Origin of the sequence: Xanthobacter pseudotagetidis (genome assembly GCF_043194795.2) — a bacterium.
Lineage (GTDB): Bacteria > Pseudomonadota > Alphaproteobacteria > Rhizobiales > Xanthobacteraceae > Xanthobacter > Xanthobacter tagetidis_A.
In genome coordinates this window covers 875,571-893,111 of record NZ_CM195534.1, presented here as the reverse complement: position 1 = coordinate 893,111, position 17,541 = coordinate 875,571, and the positions used below count along the sequence as shown (strand labels likewise).

Genomic DNA, 17,541 nt, shown 5'->3' with positions numbered 1-17,541 from the left:
GGCCAGCGTGACCCGATCGTGACCAGCGAGACAGACGTCGCCGTCATCGGCGCCGGGGCGGCCGGCCTCGCCGCCGGCCTGCGCCTTGCCGCAGCGGACGTCGCCTTCGAGGTGATCGAGGCGGCGGACCATGCCGGCGGGCGCGCGGAGACCGACACCGCGACCCTCGGCGTGCCGGTGGACCTCGGCTGCCACTGGCTCCACGACGCCCGCGCCAATCCCTTCGCCGCCATCGCCCGGTCGCTGGGGTTCGCGCTCGGCCGGGGTGGGCGCGACCGCACCCGCCTGCTCCATCTGGGCGAGCGCTTCGCCACCGGGGACGAGGCGGGCGAAGCCTGGCGCGAGGTGGATGCCGCCTTCGATGCGGTGCGGACCGCCGGCGAGGAGGGCCGCGACGTCGCCGCCGAGCACGTGCTGCCGAAGGGTGGACGGTTCGAGACCCTGGCGCGCCACTGGCTCGCCTTCATGTCGGCCGCCGATCCGGCGGACATTTCCACCCGCGACTATGCGCTCTACCACGACAGCCCGGACAATTGGGCGGTGCTCGGCGGCTTCGGCGCGCTGGTGCTCGCCAACGCCGCGCGGGTGCCGGTGACGCTCTCCTGCCCGGTCACGCGCATCGACCGCTCGGGTGCGCGCCTCGCTTTGGAGACCGCGCGCGGGCGGCTCTCCTGCCGGGCGGCCGTGGTGGCGGTGCCGACCGCGGTGGTCGCCTCCGGGCGGCTCGGCTTTTTCCCCGCCCTGCCCCATGATCTCCAGGAGGCGTTCGCGGCCTTGCCCCTGGGCGTGGTGGAGAAGGTGGTTCTGGGCTTCGACCGCGACGTGTTCGGCCTGCCCGAGCGCAGCTTCCTCGATGCGTTCCGCGAGGCGGAGCCGGAGCAGGGTGCGATTTCCGCCGTGATCCGTCCCGGCGGGGCGGAGGGGGCGGTGGTTCACGTGGCCGGCGGCATCGCCGCGAAGCTGATGGAGGAGGGGGAAGGGGCCATGGTCGAGCACGCCCTCGATGCGCTGGCGCAAGTGTTCGGCACGGCGCTGAAATCCCACGTGCGCGTCACCCGCGCCTCGCGCTGGGCAGGGATGCCGTTCATCGGCGGCGCCTATTCCGGGGCGCTGCCGGGCAAGGCGCACCTGCGGGCGCGCCTCGCGGCGCCGCTCGACGGGCGCCTGTTCTTCGCCGGCGAGGCGCTGGGCGGGCCGGCCTTCTCCACCGCCCACGGCGCCCACCTGTCGGGGATCAAGGCGGCGGATGCGGCGCTCGCCAGCCTCGGAGCGGTCGCATGAGCCGGCCGCTCGCGCTCGTCGTCGCGGTGGCGGAGAACGGCGTCATCGGCCGCGACGGCGACCTGCCGTGGCGGCTGCCGTCCGACCTCAAGCATTTCCGCGCGCTCACCTGGGGCAAGCCCATCGTCATGGGCCGCCGCACCTTCCAGTCCATCGGCAAGCCGCTGCCGGGGCGCACCTCCGTGGTGGTGAGCGCGGCCCCCTCCCTCGCGCTGCCCGAAGGCGTCCTGAGGGGCCGCGACCTCAAGGAGGCGCTGGCGCTGGCGGACGAGGCCGCGGCGGCCATGGGCGCGGACGAGATTTCCGTCATCGGCGGCCACCGCCTGTTCGCGGAGACGCTGCCGCTGGCGAAGACGATCCACCTCACCGAGGTGCACGGCCGGCCCGAAGGCGACGTCTTCTTCCCTCCGGTAGAGACCGCCGACTGGCGCGAGGTGGCCCGCGAAGGCCCCATGCAGGGTCCGAAGGACGACATGGCCTTCAGCTACGTGACGCTGGAGCGACGCCGCCAGGGGTGAGGGCGCCAGGGGTGAGGACGGCGACGCCGGTGCGCCTCAGATGATCTTCTCCGGCCACCGGCACAGGTCGGCGATCAGGCAGCGGCGGCATTCGGGCTGGCGCGCCTTGCAGATGTAGCGCCCGTGCAGGATCAGCCAGTGGTGCGCGTGGAGCTTGAAGCGGTCGGGGATGCGTGCCTCCAGGCCCTCCTCCACCGCCAGCGGCGTCGCCCCCGGCGCGAGGCCGGTGCGGTTCGCCACCCGGAAGAGATGGGTGTCCACGGCGATGGTCGGCTCGCCGAAGGCGATGTTCAGCACCACGTTGGCGGTCTTGCGGCCGACCCCCGGCAGCGCCTCCAGCGCCTCGCGGTCATGCGGCACCTGCCCGCCATGGCGCGCCAGCAGCAGGCGCGAGAGCTCCGCCACGTTCTTCGCCTTGCCCTTGAAGAGGCCGAGGGTGCGGATGTGCCGGGCGATCCCCTCCTCGCCGAGCGCGGCCATGGCGGCCGGGGTCGAGGCGGCGGCGAACAGGCCGCGCGTCGCCTTGTTCACCCCGGCGTCGGTGGCCTGGGCCGAGAGCACCACCGCCACCAGCAGCGTGAAGGGATCGGAATGCTCCAGTTCGCCCTTGGGCTCGGGATCGGCGGCCTCGAAGCGGGTGAAGGCCTCGACGATCTCCGCGTGGCTCCAGGCGGCCAGGGTGCGACCGTACGCCGCAGCTTCCGCATTGGCCACCGCGCGGCGGCGCGGCGCGGGCTTGGGCGGCGCGGCCAGCGCCGCCGCTTTGGCGCGCCCCGTGGCGGGAAGCGGCGCGGCGGCCTTGCGCGAGACGCCTTTGGACGGCTTCGCTTGCGCCGGGGAGGCGGGCGCCTTCCCGGCCTTGGCCTGGGCGGCATCGACGCCCGCAGCCGCGGCGCGGGCCGGCTTGCGGGCGGAGGCAGGGACGGGCGCTTTGGTCTTCTGCGGCATTTTTCCCGTATACTGAGCACCTATGAGTGATGCCAGCCGCAGCGAAGCCGTAGACGGAGCCGCAGACAGCGCCACGGACCTGCGCGCCGAGCAGGCGTCTGCCGTCGTGCTCGACGAGCCGGAGGTCTACGCCGTCACGCTGGCGCCGCACCGCTCGCTGACCCAGCGCGGCTTCCTGATCGTCATGGTGTCGATCGGGCTCGTGAGCTTCGTCTCCGGCCTCGCCTTCCTCGCCGTGGGGGCGTGGCCGATCTTCGGCTTCTTCGGCCTCGACGTCCTGATCATCTATTTCGCCTTCCGCGCCAATTTCCGCTCCGCCGGGGCGCGCGAGTACATCCGCGTGACGCCGAGCGTGGTGGAGGTGCGGCGCGTGCCGGTGAAGGGCCGGGCGCGCACCATCCGCCTCAACCCGTTCTGGACCCGCATCTGGCGCGAGGACGACGAGGACCACGGAACGCTGGACGTGGCGCTGGTGAGCGGACGGGAGACCGTTCCGGTCGGCCGCTTCCTGGGACCGGAACAGAAGGGCGCGCTGGCGGATGATCTTTCCGCCGCCCTCCGGGCGGTGAAGCGCGGCGTCACCCGCTCCACCTTCTGACGCTCACACGAACGGCCGCAGCAGCACGCCGAGGAGCCCACGGAAGCGCAGCGCCCCCTCCATGGCCACGAGGCAGATGCAGTCGCCGTCCGCGTCCACCACCGGCGCGTGATCGACCTCGCCGTCCACCTCCACCAGGTCGCCGGCCACGTAGCGTCCGCGATGGTCGTGATAGGCGCCGCGGAGCACCTGGGTGAATTCGAGGCCCGCATGGGTGTGGTCGGGGATGCCGCGCCCGGCGCCGATGTGCAGCAGCATCACGTTCGCCTTGCGATCGCCGGGCACGCCGACCCGCCCCATGCGCACGCCCGGAGCGATGGGCCGCAGCGGGCCGATGGCGCAGCCCGCGAGCGCGGCCGGCAGCGCCATGCCGCCAGGCAAGGCCGGGAAAGTCGGCCGCATCTTCGCCGCGTCCGTCCGCTGGACGGCGCCGGTGCCTTCGCGCTCGATGCGGGCCATCACGCGGCTGAAGGCGTCGGGAGCAAGCGGCAGGCCGTCCTGCGCCGCCATCAGCGCGCCGCCCACGGCCTCGAACGCGCGAACGGCCCGCCGGCAGCAGGCGCAGCCTTCCAGATGCGTGGCGACAACGAGGCGCGGGCCAGCCGGCAAAGTGCCGGCAGCGAAGCGCACAAGCGTCTCTTCGCTTGGATGGGCGCGCGGGCTCATTTCAGGTCTTCCAGCAGCACCCGCAGGCGGGCGAGGGCGAGGCGCACCCGCGACTTGGCGGTGCCGAGCGGGATGCCCAGCTCCCGGGCGATGGCGGAATGCGGCTTCTCCTGGAAGAAGGAGAGCCGCACGATCGCCGCCTGCTCCTCCGACAAAGCGGAGAGCGCCGCGCGCACGCGCGCCGCGCGCTCGGCGGTCATGAGCATGGTCTCGCCCGAGGTCTCGTCCACCGGCTCCCCGTCCGTCCCGGCATCGAGGGTCGAGCGGTGGCGCTCGCGGCGCAGCAGGTCGATGCGCAGGTTGCGGGCGATGGTGAAGATCCAGGTGGCGGCGCCGGCCCGGGCGGGATCGAAATAGGACGCCTTGCGCCAGACCGCGAGCATGGTCTCCTGGGCGAGCTCCTCGGCGGCGTTGGCGGGCAGGCCGGTGCGGACCAGATAGGCCTTCAGCCGCGGCGCGAAGTGGCGGAACAGGTCAGCGAAGGCACTCCGGTCCGCATCCCGCGCGATGGCGAGAATGAGGCCGTCGAAATCGGCGCCGCCGCCCGCTGGAGACGGAACGGTCATGGCGCGGGCAAGGCCCGCGTCGTCCGGCGGCAATCCCATGACAGCAGGAGCGGCGACATGCATGCCCTCGATACGAAACGCCGGGCCGGTCGGATGACCGGCATGCGCATCGATGCCGGGCCGAGGGCCTCCGCCCCAAGCTCCATCGTGGCGCTGGCGCTGCCAAATAACGATCTCATGATATAGCCGGGCGGCGCGCGCAATCCGCACTCCGTTACGGCATGCCGCCGCCGGCGGCGGCACGCCGGCACGCGCGCCGGAAGGCGCTGCCTCGAGGGCGGGATCGGGGGGCGACGTGTCAGCGCATTTGATCTTGCGGTTCCAAATCCGTTAGAACCCGCCCGGAGACCGCCGGGTGGTCCGCGCGCGCAAGCCCAAGGCGGGGCCTGCGACCGGCGGCGGGGCAGGCGGCGACGGTTCCAGCGGAGGCGCCATGAAGACGGACATCTCGGGCGAGCGCGCCGTGGCCCCGGGAGAGCTGGAGGCCCATCCCCAGCTCGCCGGCCGGCTCGTTCCCGGCGGGCACGCGCTGACGCTCCGGGTCTATTACGAGGACACCGATTTCTCGGGCATCGTCTACCACGCCAACTACCTGAAGTTCATGGAGCGCGGGCGCTCCGACTACATGCGGCTGCTGGGCGTGGTCCAGGGCGAGCTGTTCGCGCAGGCGGCGGCAGAGGCGCCGGGCTTCCATTTCGTCGTGCGCGCCATGCAGATCGACTTCCTGAAGCCCGCGCGCATCGACGACGTGCTGGAGGTGGTGACACTCTCCAAGGAGGTGATGGGCGCCTCCATCACCTTGCTGCAGCAGGTCAAGCGCGCCGGCGAGGTGCTGGTGTCCGCCCATGTCCGCGTCGCCTTCGTCTCGGAGGGGCGCGCGAAGCGCATCCCCGACGCGCTGCGCCAGGCGACGCTGAATGACGCTAAGGCAGCTGAGGCGCTCGCCGGTTCCCGGCCCTGACGCGCGCGAGCGCCATCGATCCTAACCGTCCGTTAAGCCTATTCATGGCTAGTGTCGTCGCTGGCGGCGGCCAGTGTGCCGCGTGGTGGGCAAATCGAGCGCCGGTGCCAAAGTTTGGACAGGATCGCCCGATCAAAGACCCCGCAGCACGGTAAACGGGACCGGCATGCGCGGCGCTTCGGCCGCGCCGACGGAGCGAGGGAATGACTGATCGATCGCGCCAGTGCGGCGCAGGCTCCACGTTCTCGCCCATGCGGTTCAAGCGCATGCTCGGCCCCGCGCCCGGGGTGGCGGCGGCGCTGATCGTGGCGCTGCCGGCGGCGGTCGCGCCCGCCTTGGCGCAGGACGTCGCGGCGAGCGGCCTTGCGGCGCCCGAAGTGAACATGTCCTTCGTCAGCCTGTTCCTGCAGGCCCACATCGTCGTCAAGCTGGTGATGATCGGGCTGATCGTCGCCTCGATCTGGGTGTGGGCGATCATCATCGACAAGACGCTGCTGTTCGGCCGCAACCGGCGCGAGATGGACCGCTTCGAGCAGGTGTTCTGGTCCGGCCAGAGCCTGGAGGACCTCTACCGCTCGCTCGCCGGGCGCTCGAACCACGGCATGGCCGCCATCTTCGTCGCCGCCATGCGCGAGTGGAAGCGCACCTACGAGGGCGGCGCGCGCTCCTTCGCCGGCCTCAACCAGCGGCTCGACAAGGTGATGAACGTCACCATCGCTCGCGAGATGGACCGGCTCGAATCGAAGCTGCTGGTGCTCGCGACGGTGGGCTCGGCCGGCCCGTTCATCGGCCTGTTCGGCACGGTCTGGGGCATCATGACCTCGTTCCAGTCCATCGCCGCCTCGAAGAACACCTCTCTCGCCGTGGTGGCGCCGGGCATCGCCGAAGCCCTGTTCGCGACCGCGATGGGCCTCATTGCCGCCATTCCCGCGACCATATTCTACAACAAGTTCATTTCGCAGGCGGGGCGGCAGGCCCAGCGCCTGGAAGGCTTTGCCGACGAGTTCTCCGCGATCTTGTCGCGGCAGATCGACGAGCAGGAGTAGGCCAATGGGGATGTCCGCGGGGGGAGGCGCCGCCGGCTGGCAGAGCCGCCGTTCGCGCCGGCGCACCCGGGCGGTGATGGCGGAGATCAACGTGACGCCCATGGTGGACGTCATGCTGGTGCTGCTCATCATCTTCATGGTGGCGGCGCCGCTGCTGACGGTCGGCGTGCCCATCGACCTGCCGCAGACCCAGGCGACCGCCGTCAACCAGGACAACAAGGAGCCGATCACGCTGTCGGTGAACGACAAGGGCCAGATCTTCATCGGCGACAGCGAGATCAAGCGCGACGAGCTGGTCCCGAAGTTGCAAGCCATCACCCAGGCCCGCGGCGGCATGGATGAGCGCATCTTCGTGCGCGGCGACAAGAAGGTGGACTACGGCACCGTCATGGGAGTCATGGGCCGCCTGTCAGCCGCCGGCTTCAAGCGGGTGGCGCTGGTCACCGAAGTGGAACAGGGAGGCTGAGGCGCAAGATGCGTGTCGGGCTTGCCGCATCGACGGTGCTGCATTCGAGCGTGCTGGTGTTCATGCTGGTGTCCTTCACCGGCGCGAAGCCGTTCGACGCGCCGCCCGAATCCATGCCCGTGGACATCGTCTCCGCCTCCGAGTTCACCAAGCTGACCAAGGGCGAGAAGAGCGGCAAGAAGGAAGAGGCGCCGAAGACCATCGCCGAGAAGGTGGATGCGCCGAAGCCGGTGGAGGATTCCAAGCCCAAGGTCTCCGACCAGGCGCCGGTGGATGCCACGACGCCGCCGCCCGCCGCCGCCGCGCCGCCACCCCAGCCGCCTCAGCAGCAGCCGACCCCGCCCAAGGCGGCCGAGGCGCCGCCCACCCCGCCCACCGCGGACGAGGCGCTCAAGAACGCGGCCAAGCCCGATCCAAAGCCGGTGCAGCAGGCATCGCTCGCCCCGGTGCCGCTGCCGCCGAGAAAGCCCGCGCCGCCCAAGGACGACCCGAAGCCCGCGGATGCCACCTCGCAGCGCGACTTCAACGCCGACGAAATCAAGCAGCTGCTCGACAAGCGCACGCCCACGCGCCAGGCGGCGAGCGCCAGCCAGGTCTCTACCACCGCCTCGCTCGGCGCCGCCCGCGGCGACCAGCAGAGCCTGAGCCAGAGCGAGATCGACGCCTTCCGCGCCCGCCTGCGCCAGTGCTGGAACCCGCAGGGCCTGCCGGACGAGGAGCGCCTGTTCGTGCTCATCAACGTGTCGCTGCGCGAGGACGGCACCATCGCCAACCAGCCCGACATCGTCGGCGGCGCGGCCTCGCCTTCGCCCTACTGGCGCCCGCTCGCCGACAGCGCCATCCGGGCGCTGCTGCGGTGCCAGCCCTACACCATGCTCCGGAAGGAGAACTACCGTCTCTGGAAGGACATGGAGCTGCGGTTCACGCCGCACCTGTTCGACGGCTAGCCGAGCGGCTGGCCGCGGGGGCCGCGCGCTCCCGGAGTACCGCGTCTCCCCATCCTGGCGTCCATCCGCGACGGCCCCTCCGCCGGACGGCGCCGCCGAACTCCCAGAGGTCCCACCACCGTGATCCTGCCCGCCCCGCGCCACAGACCAGCGCTGACCCGCCGCACCTTCGTGGCCGGCGCCGGTGGCCTTCTGGCCGCCGGTGCGATGCTGAGGACGTCTCCCGCCGACGCGGCGCTCAAGCTCGACATCTCGGGCGGCACCTTCCAGCCGATCCCGATCGCCATCACCGACTTCGTCGGCGAGGCCGAGCAGGGCCGCGCCATCTCCGGCGTCATCGCCGCAGACCTCAAGCGCTCCGGCTTGTTCGCGCCGATCGATCCGAAGGCGTTCGTGGAGCAGATATCCAATCCCGACACGCCGCGCTTCCAGGACTGGCGGGTCATCAACGCCCAGGGCCTCGTCACCGGCCGCGTCGCGCGCCAGCAGGACGGGCGCTTCCAGGTGATCTTCCGCCTGTGGGACGTGTTCGCCGGCCAGCAGCTCGCGGCCCAGCAGTTCGTGGCCCAGCCGGAGAACTGGCGCCGCATCGCCCACATCATCGCCGACGCCATCTATGAGCGTCTGACCGGCGAGAAGGGCTATTTCGACACCCGCATCGTGTTCGTGGACGAGAGCGGGGCGAAGGAGCGGCGCATCAAGCGCCTCGCCATCATGGACCAGGACGGCGCCAACGTGAGCTACCTCACGCGCGGCGACCAGCTCGTTCTCACCCCGCGCTTCTCGCCCACCAGCCAGGAGATCACCTACATGTCCTATGGGCAGGGTGATCCGCGCGTGTTCCTGCTCAACATCGAGACCGGCCAGCGCGAGGTGGTGGGCAACTTCCCCGGCATGAGCTTCTCCCCGCGCTTCGCGCCCGATGGTCAGAAGGTCATCATGAGCCTGCAGCAGGGCAGCAACTCGAACATCTTCGTCATGGATCTGCGCTCGAAGGCCACCACCCGCCTCACCGACACGCCGGCCATCGATACCGCGCCCTGCTATTCGCCGGACGGCCGCCAGATCTGCTTCGAGAGCGACCGCGGCGGCTCCTCGCAGATCTACGTCATGAACGCGGACGGCTCGGGGGCGCGGCGCATCTCGTTCGGCAATGCCCGCTACTCGACGCCGGTCTGGTCGCCCAAGGGCGACTGGATCGCCTTCACCCGCCAGGCGGAGGGCCGCTTCGCCATCGGCGTCATGCGCACCGACGGCTCGGGCGAGCGCGTGCTCACCGAGGGCTACCACAACGAGGGGCCGACGTTCGCGCCCAACGGCCGGGTGATCATGTTCTTCCGCGACCCCGGCGGCGCGGCGGGACCGAACCTCTATACGGTGGACGTAACCGGCTACAACGAGCAGCGCGTGCCCACCCCGAGCTACGCCTCCGACCCCGCCTGGTCGCCGCTGCGCTCCTGACGGGCGCTGCGTCCGCCGGCTGCCGTTCGCGCGCCACCTAAGGAAAAGGGCCGCCCGCGGGTTCGGGCGGCCCTCTTTGCTTGGGGACGAACGCCGCGGGCCTCAGCCGCCCGCAGCCGCCCCGCTCACTTGCCGCGCTTGAAGGTGTTCCAGGTCTTGGTGATGACCCGCTGCACCGCCGGCTCGTTGGTGGTCACGATGAACAGGCGGTCCATCACCTCCTTGTTGGGGTAGATCGCCGGGTTGTCCAGGATCGCCTTGTCGATGTACTTCTGCGATTCCAGGTTGCCGTTGGCGTAGGAGATGTAGTTCGAATTCTTGGCCGCCACCTCGGGGCGCATCATGTAGTTGATGAAGAGAAGCGCGCCGTCGACGTTCTTGGCGTCTTTCGGGATGGCGAAGTTGTCGAACCACATGAGCGCACCTTCCTGCGGAATCACGTACTCGATGGCGACCAGCTTCTTCTTGGTTTTCTTGGCGGCTTCCTCGGCGCGGGTCTTGGCCTGGAACACGTCGCCCGACCAGCCCACCGCCAGACAGATGTCGCCGCGCGCCAGGGCGTTGATGTAGCCCGAAGAATCGAACTTCTTGATGAACGGGCGGATCTTCATCAGCAGCTCGCCGGCCTTGGCGATGTCGTCCGGATTCTTGGAATCGGGCTCGAGGCCGAGATACTTCATGGCCGAGGGGATCACCTCCTCCGGGCCGTCCAGCATGTAGACGCCGCAGTCCTTCAGCTTGGAGAGGATTTCCGGCTTGAAGACGATGTCCCACGTGTTCATGGGAATGTCGCCGAGCCGCTCCTTCACCTTGTCGACATTGTAGCCGATGCCGGTGGTGCCCCACATGTAGTTCACGGCGTGGGCGTTGCCGGGGTCGTAGACCGCCAGGCGCTTGGTCACCTCCGGCCAAGCATATTGCAGGTTCGGGATCTTCGCCTTGTCGAGCGGCAGGAAGATGCCGGCCTTGATCTGGCGCTGGAGGAATGAGCCCGAGGGCACCACCACGTCATAGCCGGTCTTGCCCGCGAGCAGCTTCGTCTCCAGCACCTCGTTGCTGTCGAACACGTCGTAGCGGACCTTGATGCCGGTCTCCTTCGTGAAGTCCTCCAGCACGCTCTCGTCGATATAGTCCGACCAGTTGAAGACGTTCAGCGTCTTCTGCTGGGCCAGCGCGGGCCCGGCGAAGGCGAGCGGGGCACCGATGAGTGCCGCGGCGATTAGGCGACGCATCAAGCTTCTCCTCTTGAAAGGTGCGGCCGTCTCTTTGTGGGGCGGCCTTGTGCGGGCAAGGTTATTGCCGCGCAGAAGGAGGCTCAACAGAAAAGGCGGCCCTCACAGGTAGGTGTCGTACTCCAGCGGAAGGATGACGCGGGAGAAGGCGGCAAGTTCCTCGGCCTTCATCACCCCGTAGACGCGGCGGTATTCTTCCCCGAATGCCTTGGCGATGAACGGTGAGGAGGAAAAGCGCGCCACCGCCTCGGCCATGGAGGGCGAGAGCGAGGGGGCTTCATTCTCGTAGCCGTTGCCCACCAGCGGCGCCGGCGGCTCGATGCCGGCCTCCAGCCCCTCCAGCATGCCGGCGAGAATGGCCGCGAGCACCAGATGGGGGTGCGCCTCCGCTCCGGCGATGCGGTGCTCCAGGCGCCGCGCCTTGGGCGGGCCGTTGGGCACCCGCACCGCCACCGAGCGGTTGTCGTAGCCCCAGGTGATGGAGGTGGGCGCATAGCTGCCCGGCACCAGCCGGCGGTAGCCGTTGAAGCTCGGCACGAAGAAAAGCGTCGCGTCGGCCATGGTGGAGAGCAGGCCGGCCGCCGCATGGCGCAGCGCCCGATCGCCCTCCCCGTCCGGCCGGGCGAAGAGGTTCTCGCCCGCCGGGTCCATCAGGCTCACATGGACATGCATGCCGTTGCCGGCGAAGTCGACCAGGGGCTTCGCCATGAAGGTGGCGCGCAGGCCATGCCGGCGCGCCACGCCGTCGATCAGGCGGCGCAGCAGGATGGCGTCGTCCGCCGCCGCCAGCGCGTCCACCCGGTGGTAGAGATTGACCTCGAACTGGCCCGGCGCCGCCTCCGAGATCACCGTGTCGGCGGGCAGCCCCTGGAGGGAGCAGGCCGAGCGCATGTCGTGCAGCACCCCGGCGAAGGCGTCGAGGTCGGACATGGAATACATGTTCTGCCGCGCCTGCCCGGCGATGGGGAACACCGGCTCGGGCATGGTGCCGGGAGGAGCGTCGCCCTTCAGCAGGTAGAATTCGAGCTCGAACGCCACGCAGGGGAAGAGCCCGCGCGCGGCGAAGCGGTCGACGATGGCGGCGAGCTGCTGGCGCGGGTCGAGCAGCCACGGCCGGCCGCGCGCCGTGCCGTCCGGCTCGTGCATGGTGATGAGCACCTGGGCCGTGGGGCGCGGCGACCACGGAACCGGCTTCAGCGTGCCGGAAACCGGCCAGCACAGGCCATCCTTGTCGCCGGTCTCCAGATGGATCTCGGTCGCCTCCACCTCGCAGCCCCAGACGTCGAGACCGAAGATGGAGAGCGGGATGGCGACGCCGTCGCTCCAGATCTTGCCCATGGCGGGGCCGGGAATCCACTTGCCCCGAAGGACGCCCGACGTGTCGGGAAGCAGAACCTCGACCACCTCCGGCGCGCCGAAGGCACTCACATAGGCCGCGACTTCGTCCTCGACCGCAGGGGCGGCGTCATTGGCGAGGCGGCCGGAAACGGAAACCGGCATGATGCTCCATTCTCGGTGCGCCGCCTTGCGGCCCGCAGGCCGGACGCTATCGCGCACGCTTTATCCAAGCGCGCCCGCATGAAACCTTCAAGCGGGACGCATCAAGGAAAAGCGGATTTTTATCGCCGCGTCCGCGCCGGCGGCGCCGTCAGGCGGACGACCCGGGAATGAAGGTGCGCGCTCAACCCTGATCGATCTTGAAGCCAGCCTGGCGCCAGCCGATGATACCGCCGCGCATATGCTCCTCATAGGGCAGGCCGACGCTCTGGGCGATGGCTGCCGCGCGCTGGGAGCGCTGCCCCGAGCGGCAGGAGAAGACGAGGCGCCGTCCCGCGGGATCGGGCAAGGCGCCGGGATCGAACGCGCTGAGCGGCATGACGGCCGCGCCGGGGATGCGCTCCGCCTGGATCTCGTGAGGCTCGCGGACGTCCACGAGCAACATCGTGCCGTCCTCCAGGCCCGCGCGGACCTCCTCGGGCGACAGATGGGTGATGCGCCCGCCGAAGGGATTGGGCTCGCTCATGTCAAGAATGTCCTGCTGGATCCCGCTAGGATGCACGCTCGGGTGCGCCGCGGCAAGCCGGCTCACAGGGCGAGGAGGCCAGCCAGCGCCGCGCCGGCCACCACCGCGAACGCCGGCACGCGCCAGACCACCAGGGCCAGGAAGGCCATCAGCGCCACCACCGCGGTGGCCGGCGAGGTCACGCCCTCGGGAAGGACTGGGTTCCAGAGCGCCGCGCCGAGCAGCCCGACCACGGCGGCATTGATGCCGCCAAGGATGCGCCGGGCGGGCGCGAGGCTGCGCAGCCGTGCCCAGAACGGCAGCGCGCCCACCACCAGAAGCGCCGAAGGCAGGAAGATGGCGCCCAGCGCCAGCACGCCGCCGGCGATCCCCGAGGGCGGACGCTGCGTCACCGCCCCGAGGAAGCCGGCGAACGTGAACAGCGGCCCCGGCACCGCCTGCGCCGCGCCATAGCCGGCGAGGAACGCCTCGCGGGAGACGAGGCCGGTGGCCACCGTCTCCGCGTCGAGCAGCGGCAGCACCACGTGGCCGCCGCCGAATACCAGCGCGCCGGCGCGGTAGAAGGAATCGAAGAGGCGCGCCGCGCCGCCGCCGCCGGCCGCCAGCACCGGCAGCAGCACCAGGAGCAGGACGAACAGCGCCAAAGCTCCGAGCGCAATGCCGCGCGGCACCGCCAGGGCGGAGAGCTCCGTCGCCTCGCGCGGCGGGGCGGCCTCGATGAGCAGGGCTCCGGCCAGCGCGCCGAAGGCGATGGCGCCGAGCTGGCCGGCGATCCCGCCGAGGCCGAGGGCGATGGCGGCGCCGGCGAGCGCGATGGTCTGCGTGCGCCGCTCCGGGCAGAGGCTGCCGGCCATGCCCAGCACCGCCTGGGCCACCACCGCGGCCGCCGCCGCCTTCAGACCCGCGAGCCAGCCGCCCGCCACCTCCGCCCCCAGCATGGTGAAGCCGAGCCCGAACGCCACCATGGCCACCGCCGAGGGCAGCGTGAAGCCGACAAAGGCGGCGAGCAGGCCCGGCAGGCCGGCGCGCATGAGGCCGACCCCCATGCCCACCTGGCTCGAGGCCGGCCCGGGCAGGAACTGGCACAGCGCCACGAGGTCGGCATAAGCGTGATCGGAGAGCCACCGGCGCCGGTCGACCAGCTCCTCGCGGAAATAGCCGAGATGGGCGATCGGTCCGCCGAACGAGGTGAGCCCCAGCTTCAGGAAGACGGCGAACACCTCGCCCCACTGGCCCGCCGCGCCCCGCGCTTCCCGACGCTCCATCGCCCCGCTCCCCGCCGCCTGCGGCGGAGCTATGGCACATCGCGGCGGCGCGCGCAGCCGACATCCGGCACGGACCGAGTAGCCGCCCACGGCGCCCCATTCATGGGGGCAAGGTCATGTGGCGCTTAAAGGAAAGCCGAACGGCCCGCTCATCTGCCGTTCATGTTCGGCTTGCTAGATACTCGGTCATCGAGCGGAACCGGTTCCGGCTGTGTCCGCGGGAGAGAACAAGATGACCTTCCGAATTGCCATCGTCGCCGTCTCGGCCCTGCTCCTCGCGAGCGCCACGGCTCAGGCCCAGAACAACACCGCTGCCGGCGCGATCTTCGGCGGCACGGCGGGCGCGCTCATCGGCGGCGCGGTCACGGGCACCGGCGGCGGTGCGGTGGCGGGCGCGCTGATCGGCGGCACCACCGGCGCGATCCTCGGCGCCCAGGCCGACCAGCAGAACCAGAGCTACTATTTCTGGGCCAATGACGGGCGCTGCTACCTGCACCGCGCCGACGGGGCGATCCTCAAGGCCTCGCGCAGTCGTTGCCAATGACGGGCTATTGATCTGTTCCGTTCCCCCGCACGGATCCGATCAATGGAAGGGCGTCGGCGCAAGCCGACGCCTTTTTCCGTTGCGGAGCAGGCGGTGAGGCGGCGTGCCGCCTTTTTCCCAGAGCCGCGCGAAGATTTGGCTCGCAGGCGGATTCAATTTGCCCGCGTCGCGCTCTAGATTGGCGCCGATGCCCGCACCGATGCCCCCCGTGCCCGACCTCGACCAGATCCGCGCCGCCGGGAAGCGCGGCGTCGCCCGCGCCCTCGCCGCGGTGGAGACCCAGCGCGGCACCGCCGCCCTGGCGCACCTGCTCGACGCAGCGGCGCGGGCCGCCAAGGCCCACGTGCTGGGCCTCACCGGGCCGCCGGGCGTCGGCAAGTCCACCCTGACCAATGCCCTGGTCCATCGCGCCCGCGCCGCCGGGCTGTCGGTGGCGGTGCTGGCGGTCGATCCGTCCTCGCGCCGCACCAAGGGGGCCCTGCTCGGCGACCGCGCGCGCATCCAGACCGATCCCGAGGACCGCCAGGTCTTCGTCCGCTCCATGGCGGCGCGCGACCGGCTCGGCGGCCTCTCGGACGACGCGGTGGCGGCGGTGGTGCTGCTGCGGGCGATCTACGATCTCGTGATCGTCGAGACCGTGGGCGTCGGCCAGTCGGAGGCGGACATCTCGCTGGTGGCGGACACGGTGGTGCTGTGCATCCAGCCCGGCTCCGGCGACAGCCTTCAATTCATGAAGGCGGGCGTGATGGAGCTGCCCGACATCATCGTCGTCACCAAGGCCGACATGGCTGAGGTGGCGCGCCGCGCAGCGGCCGAAGTGACCGGCGCGCTCTCGCTCTCCGGCGGCGCCGGCGAATGGGCGGTGCCGGTGCTGCGCCTGTCGGCCTCCACCGGCGAGGGTCTCGCGGCGTTCGACGAGGCGATCGCCCGCCACCGCGCCCACATGGCCGGCGGGCGGCGCGATGCGCTGCGGGCGGCGCAGGAGGAGAAGTGGGTGGAGGAGGCGATCAAGATGCGCTTCGGCACCCATGGGCTGGCACGCGCCCGCCGCCTGGGGGCTTCGGGCGACGGCCCGTTCACGCGCGAAGCCGAACTCGCCGCGCGGCTTGCCGCCGGTCAGGGATGACGGCGACGCCGCGCGTTCAGTGGGCGCGGCCCACGAGCGTGTATTCGCCCGCGCGCACCTTGCCGGCCAGCCGCTCCACGAACGCGGCGCACGGCTCCTCGCCATAGGTCGCCACCAGGCTGCGCAGCGCCGCGAACAGGGCCGCCTGCACCAGGCAGTCCTCGTCCAGCCCGTCGCGCACGGCCTCGACCCAGGCGTCGTTGAGGTAGCTGAGCGCCGCGTGGCGGTCGTCGGCCTCCGTCTCTCCGGCTTCGGGAATGGCAATCTGGGAATGAGGCAAGGTGGACAAGGGCCGAATCTCCGCGCCGCGAGCGGCGACAGGGATACCTTTAGCACGTTCCGCCGCCCGGGCAGCCCAGTTCTAACCGAAAGGTTAATGCCGGCGGGAGGATGGCACCTCAGTTCGGGGCGACGTCCCTCCCCGCATGAGGCAAGGGGCCCGTGCCGGCGTGCGCGGCGTTCAGTTGCCGCCGTAGCGCACCACGATGTCGTGGGCGAGCTTGCCCGCCTCGTCCAGCTGCCGGGACACCGCCAGGCGGGCCGACGGCGTGCAGGCGCGGTAGACCTGGGCGTAGCTGGAATAGCCGCGGTTGAAGCTGACGATCATCTGCCCGCGCCGCGCTTCGGAGGGCTGCTCGGCGTCGATCAGCGCCTGCATCTCGGCGCGCCAGCGCTGAGCCTCATCCTCGACGCCGCACAGAGGGCGCAGATAGTGCAGCGCCCCCAGGATCTCGGCGAGACGCATGAAATCCTCGTCATAGGGCGGCGCGGCGCCCTCCGTCGGCCCGGCGGCGAAAGCGGGCGCTCCGCCGAGCCCTGCTACGGCAAGCACGGCGGCGAGGACGAGGTTGCGGAGGGAGAGCGGGCGCATGGCCCTCAGGTGCGCCGCCGCCGCGCCCGGGTCAAGGGGTCAGGCCGCCGCGAACGGGAGGCCGGCGCGCCGGGCGAGCACCCGCTCCGCCTCCGCGACCACCGGCGCGAGGCCGCTGGTGGTGGCGAGCGATGCCACCTCGCCGGGCAGGAACCAGCCCACCTCGGCCGCCTCGGGCCCGGTCTGCGGCTCGCCGGCGCGCCACACGGCAGCGTGGGCGGCGACCACGAAATGGGCCTTCAGCACGCCGGCGCCGTCGCGGATGATCACGTCGAGGGCGGTGGCGAGGGCGACGATGTCCGCTTCCACGCCCACTTCTTCCATCAGCTCGCGCCGCGCCGCCTCGACCAGCGTCTCGCCCGGCTCCACGCGCCCGCCCGGCAGGCTCCACAGGCCGGTGCCGGGATGGGCGCCGCGCCGCGCCAGCAGCACGCGCCCGTCGCGGAAGACCGCCGCGCTCGCGGCGAGGGTGGGACGGACGGCGTCGCTCATGGAGGCTCCGGAAGGATCGGCTGCGGCGCCGCCCTGAGGGCGCGCGAGGGCGCCAGCAGAGTAATCGCCCCGCAGCCATTCCGGCAACGGCCCACGCCGCCCCAAAAGCGAGGCTTCGGGCCTAGGACTTCGCCTCCTCGGTGCGGAAGACGATGCCGCACTTCTTGTGGATCGAGACCTGCTCGATGGCCTCCATCTCGCCCTTCAGGCGCGCCAGCTCGGCGGTCTGGGCGTTGTCGCCGCCGACCATGAAGGCCGCGGGCCAGAAGATCACCACCGCCACGGCGGTCACCACCGCGTCGGAGGCCGCCTGGCGATTCTGGGTTCCGGTGAGCGCCACGGCGCGGGCGGAGATGCGCTCGGCCTCCTGCGCCAGCTGCTGGCAGGTGTAGCCCTGGAACTGCATGGGCGAGACATAGGCCGCCGAGACCTGGTCCGCCGATTTTGCGCAACCCGCGAGGGCGAGTGCCACCAGCCCCGCCGCCATCCCTCTTTCAGCCCCGCGCACGCTGTCCCCCCCCCCGCCGCTG

21 protein-coding genes are annotated in these 17,541 nt (G+C 71.1%); 10 read left to right on the top strand and 11 right to left on the bottom strand.

What is annotated here, in order from left to right; genetic code table 11:
• Positions 1–18 precede the first annotated feature (18 nt).
• On the top strand, positions 19–1,281 hold the full coding sequence (locus tag V5F67_RS04100) for a flavin monoamine oxidase family protein (RefSeq protein WP_394021519.1): 1,263 nt from the start codon (positions 19–21) through the stop codon (positions 1,279–1,281).
• Positions 1,278–1,799: a dihydrofolate reductase gene (locus V5F67_RS04095; RefSeq protein ID WP_394021520.1), complete on the top strand. Its 522-nt coding sequence runs from the start codon at positions 1,278–1,280 to the stop codon at positions 1,797–1,799. The genes V5F67_RS04100 and V5F67_RS04095 overlap by 4 nt, the downstream gene beginning before the upstream one ends.
• 36 nt (positions 1,800–1,835) lie before the next feature.
• Here V5F67_RS04095 and nth read toward each other — a convergent pair whose 3' ends face one another.
• Entirely contained in the window at positions 1,836–2,747 is a 912-nt protein-coding gene (gene nth / locus V5F67_RS04090) for an endonuclease III (RefSeq protein WP_394021521.1), read from the bottom strand.
• A 22-nt stretch (positions 2,748–2,769) separates the two neighbouring features.
• On the opposite strand from nth, the gene V5F67_RS04085 reads away from it, so the two are divergent.
• On the top strand, positions 2,770–3,345 hold the full coding sequence (locus tag V5F67_RS04085) for a DUF2244 domain-containing protein (protein WP_394021522.1): 576 nt from the start codon (positions 2,770–2,772) through the stop codon (positions 3,343–3,345).
• A gap of 3 nt (positions 3,346–3,348) precedes the next feature.
• Here the strand turns inward: V5F67_RS04085 and V5F67_RS04080 are convergent, their stop codons facing one another.
• Complete coding sequence (locus V5F67_RS04080) at positions 3,349–4,011, bottom strand: ChrR family anti-sigma-E factor (RefSeq protein WP_394021523.1); 663 nt, start codon at positions 4,009–4,011, stop codon at positions 3,349–3,351.
• A complete protein-coding gene (locus V5F67_RS04075; protein WP_394021585.1) occupies positions 4,008–4,577 on the bottom strand; it encodes a sigma-70 family RNA polymerase sigma factor in 570 nt (189 codons plus the stop codon). Before V5F67_RS04075 ends, V5F67_RS04080 begins: the two co-directional genes overlap by 4 nt.
• Before the next feature lie 433 nt (positions 4,578–5,010).
• Here V5F67_RS04075 and ybgC point away from each other — a divergent pair, with 433 nt between their 5' ends.
• The 5 genes from ybgC (at position 5,011) to tolB (ending at position 9,458) form a co-directional block, all read left to right on the top strand.
• The gene (gene ybgC / locus V5F67_RS04070) at positions 5,011–5,538 is read left to right on the top strand and encodes a tol-pal system-associated acyl-CoA thioesterase (RefSeq protein ID WP_394021524.1); all 528 of its coding nucleotides are present in this window, start codon (positions 5,011–5,013) and stop codon (positions 5,536–5,538) included.
• Between the two features lie 383 nt (positions 5,539–5,921).
• Positions 5,922–6,584, top strand: coding sequence for a protein TolQ (tolQ, locus tag V5F67_RS04065; protein ID WP_394021586.1), 663 nt, complete (start codon positions 5,922–5,924; stop codon positions 6,582–6,584).
• A 4-nt stretch (positions 6,585–6,588) separates the two neighbouring features.
• Positions 6,589–7,050, top strand: coding sequence for a protein TolR (tolR, locus tag V5F67_RS04060; RefSeq protein ID WP_394021525.1), 462 nt, complete (start codon positions 6,589–6,591; stop codon positions 7,048–7,050).
• 8 nt (positions 7,051–7,058) lie between these two features.
• Complete coding sequence (gene tolA / locus V5F67_RS04055; protein WP_394021526.1) at positions 7,059–7,997, top strand: cell envelope integrity protein TolA; 939 nt, start codon at positions 7,059–7,061, stop codon at positions 7,995–7,997.
• Positions 7,998–8,204: 207 nt separating this feature from the next.
• On the top strand, positions 8,205–9,458 hold the full coding sequence (tolB, locus tag V5F67_RS04050) for a Tol-Pal system beta propeller repeat protein TolB (RefSeq protein ID WP_394021587.1): 1,254 nt from the start codon (positions 8,205–8,207) through the stop codon (positions 9,456–9,458).
• Positions 9,459–9,583: 125 nt separating this feature from the next.
• On the opposite strand, the gene V5F67_RS04045 is transcribed toward tolB, so the two are convergent.
• From V5F67_RS04045 to chrA, 4 genes are all read right to left on the bottom strand, one after another.
• Positions 9,584–10,690, bottom strand: coding sequence for a polyamine ABC transporter substrate-binding protein (locus tag V5F67_RS04045; protein WP_394021527.1), 1,107 nt, complete (start codon positions 10,688–10,690; stop codon positions 9,584–9,586).
• Between the two features lie 102 nt (positions 10,691–10,792).
• The gene (locus tag V5F67_RS04040; RefSeq protein WP_394021528.1) at positions 10,793–12,190 is read right to left on the bottom strand and encodes a glutamine synthetase family protein; all 1,398 of its coding nucleotides are present in this window, start codon (positions 12,188–12,190) and stop codon (positions 10,793–10,795) included.
• A 181-nt stretch (positions 12,191–12,371) separates the two neighbouring features.
• Positions 12,372–12,713: a rhodanese-like domain-containing protein gene (locus tag V5F67_RS04035; protein WP_394021529.1), complete on the bottom strand. Its 342-nt coding sequence runs from the start codon at positions 12,711–12,713 to the stop codon at positions 12,372–12,374.
• A gap of 62 nt (positions 12,714–12,775) precedes the next feature.
• On the bottom strand, positions 12,776–13,978 hold the full coding sequence (gene chrA, locus V5F67_RS04030; protein ID WP_394021530.1) for a chromate efflux transporter: 1,203 nt from the start codon (positions 13,976–13,978) through the stop codon (positions 12,776–12,778).
• A 232-nt stretch (positions 13,979–14,210) separates the two neighbouring features.
• Between chrA and V5F67_RS04025 the strand changes: the two genes are divergently transcribed.
• Together V5F67_RS04025 and V5F67_RS04020 are read left to right on the top strand one after the other, a co-directional pair.
• The gene (locus V5F67_RS04025) at positions 14,211–14,522 is read left to right on the top strand and encodes a YMGG-like glycine zipper-containing protein (RefSeq protein ID WP_394021531.1); all 312 of its coding nucleotides are present in this window, start codon (positions 14,211–14,213) and stop codon (positions 14,520–14,522) included.
• Between the two features lie 199 nt (positions 14,523–14,721).
• Entirely contained in the window at positions 14,722–15,648 is a 927-nt protein-coding gene (locus tag V5F67_RS04020) for an ArgK/MeaB family GTPase (RefSeq protein WP_394021532.1), read from the top strand.
• Between the two features lie 16 nt (positions 15,649–15,664).
• Here V5F67_RS04020 and V5F67_RS04015 read toward each other — a convergent pair whose 3' ends face one another.
• From V5F67_RS04015 to V5F67_RS04000, 4 genes are all read right to left on the bottom strand, one after another.
• Positions 15,665–15,937, bottom strand: coding sequence for a hypothetical protein (locus V5F67_RS04015; RefSeq protein WP_394021533.1), 273 nt, complete (start codon positions 15,935–15,937; stop codon positions 15,665–15,667).
• 171 nt (positions 15,938–16,108) lie between these two features.
• The gene (locus V5F67_RS04010; protein WP_394021534.1) at positions 16,109–16,519 is read right to left on the bottom strand and encodes a TIGR02301 family protein; all 411 of its coding nucleotides are present in this window, start codon (positions 16,517–16,519) and stop codon (positions 16,109–16,111) included.
• Positions 16,520–16,558: 39 nt separating this feature from the next.
• Complete coding sequence (locus V5F67_RS04005; RefSeq protein ID WP_394021535.1) at positions 16,559–17,011, bottom strand: NUDIX hydrolase; 453 nt, start codon at positions 17,009–17,011, stop codon at positions 16,559–16,561.
• A gap of 121 nt (positions 17,012–17,132) precedes the next feature.
• Positions 17,133–17,483 carry a hypothetical protein gene (locus V5F67_RS04000; protein WP_394021536.1) on the bottom strand — a complete coding sequence of 117 codons (351 nt, stop codon included), beginning with the start codon at positions 17,481–17,483 and terminating at the stop codon, positions 17,133–17,135.
• Between the last annotated feature and the right edge of the window lie 58 nt (positions 17,484–17,541).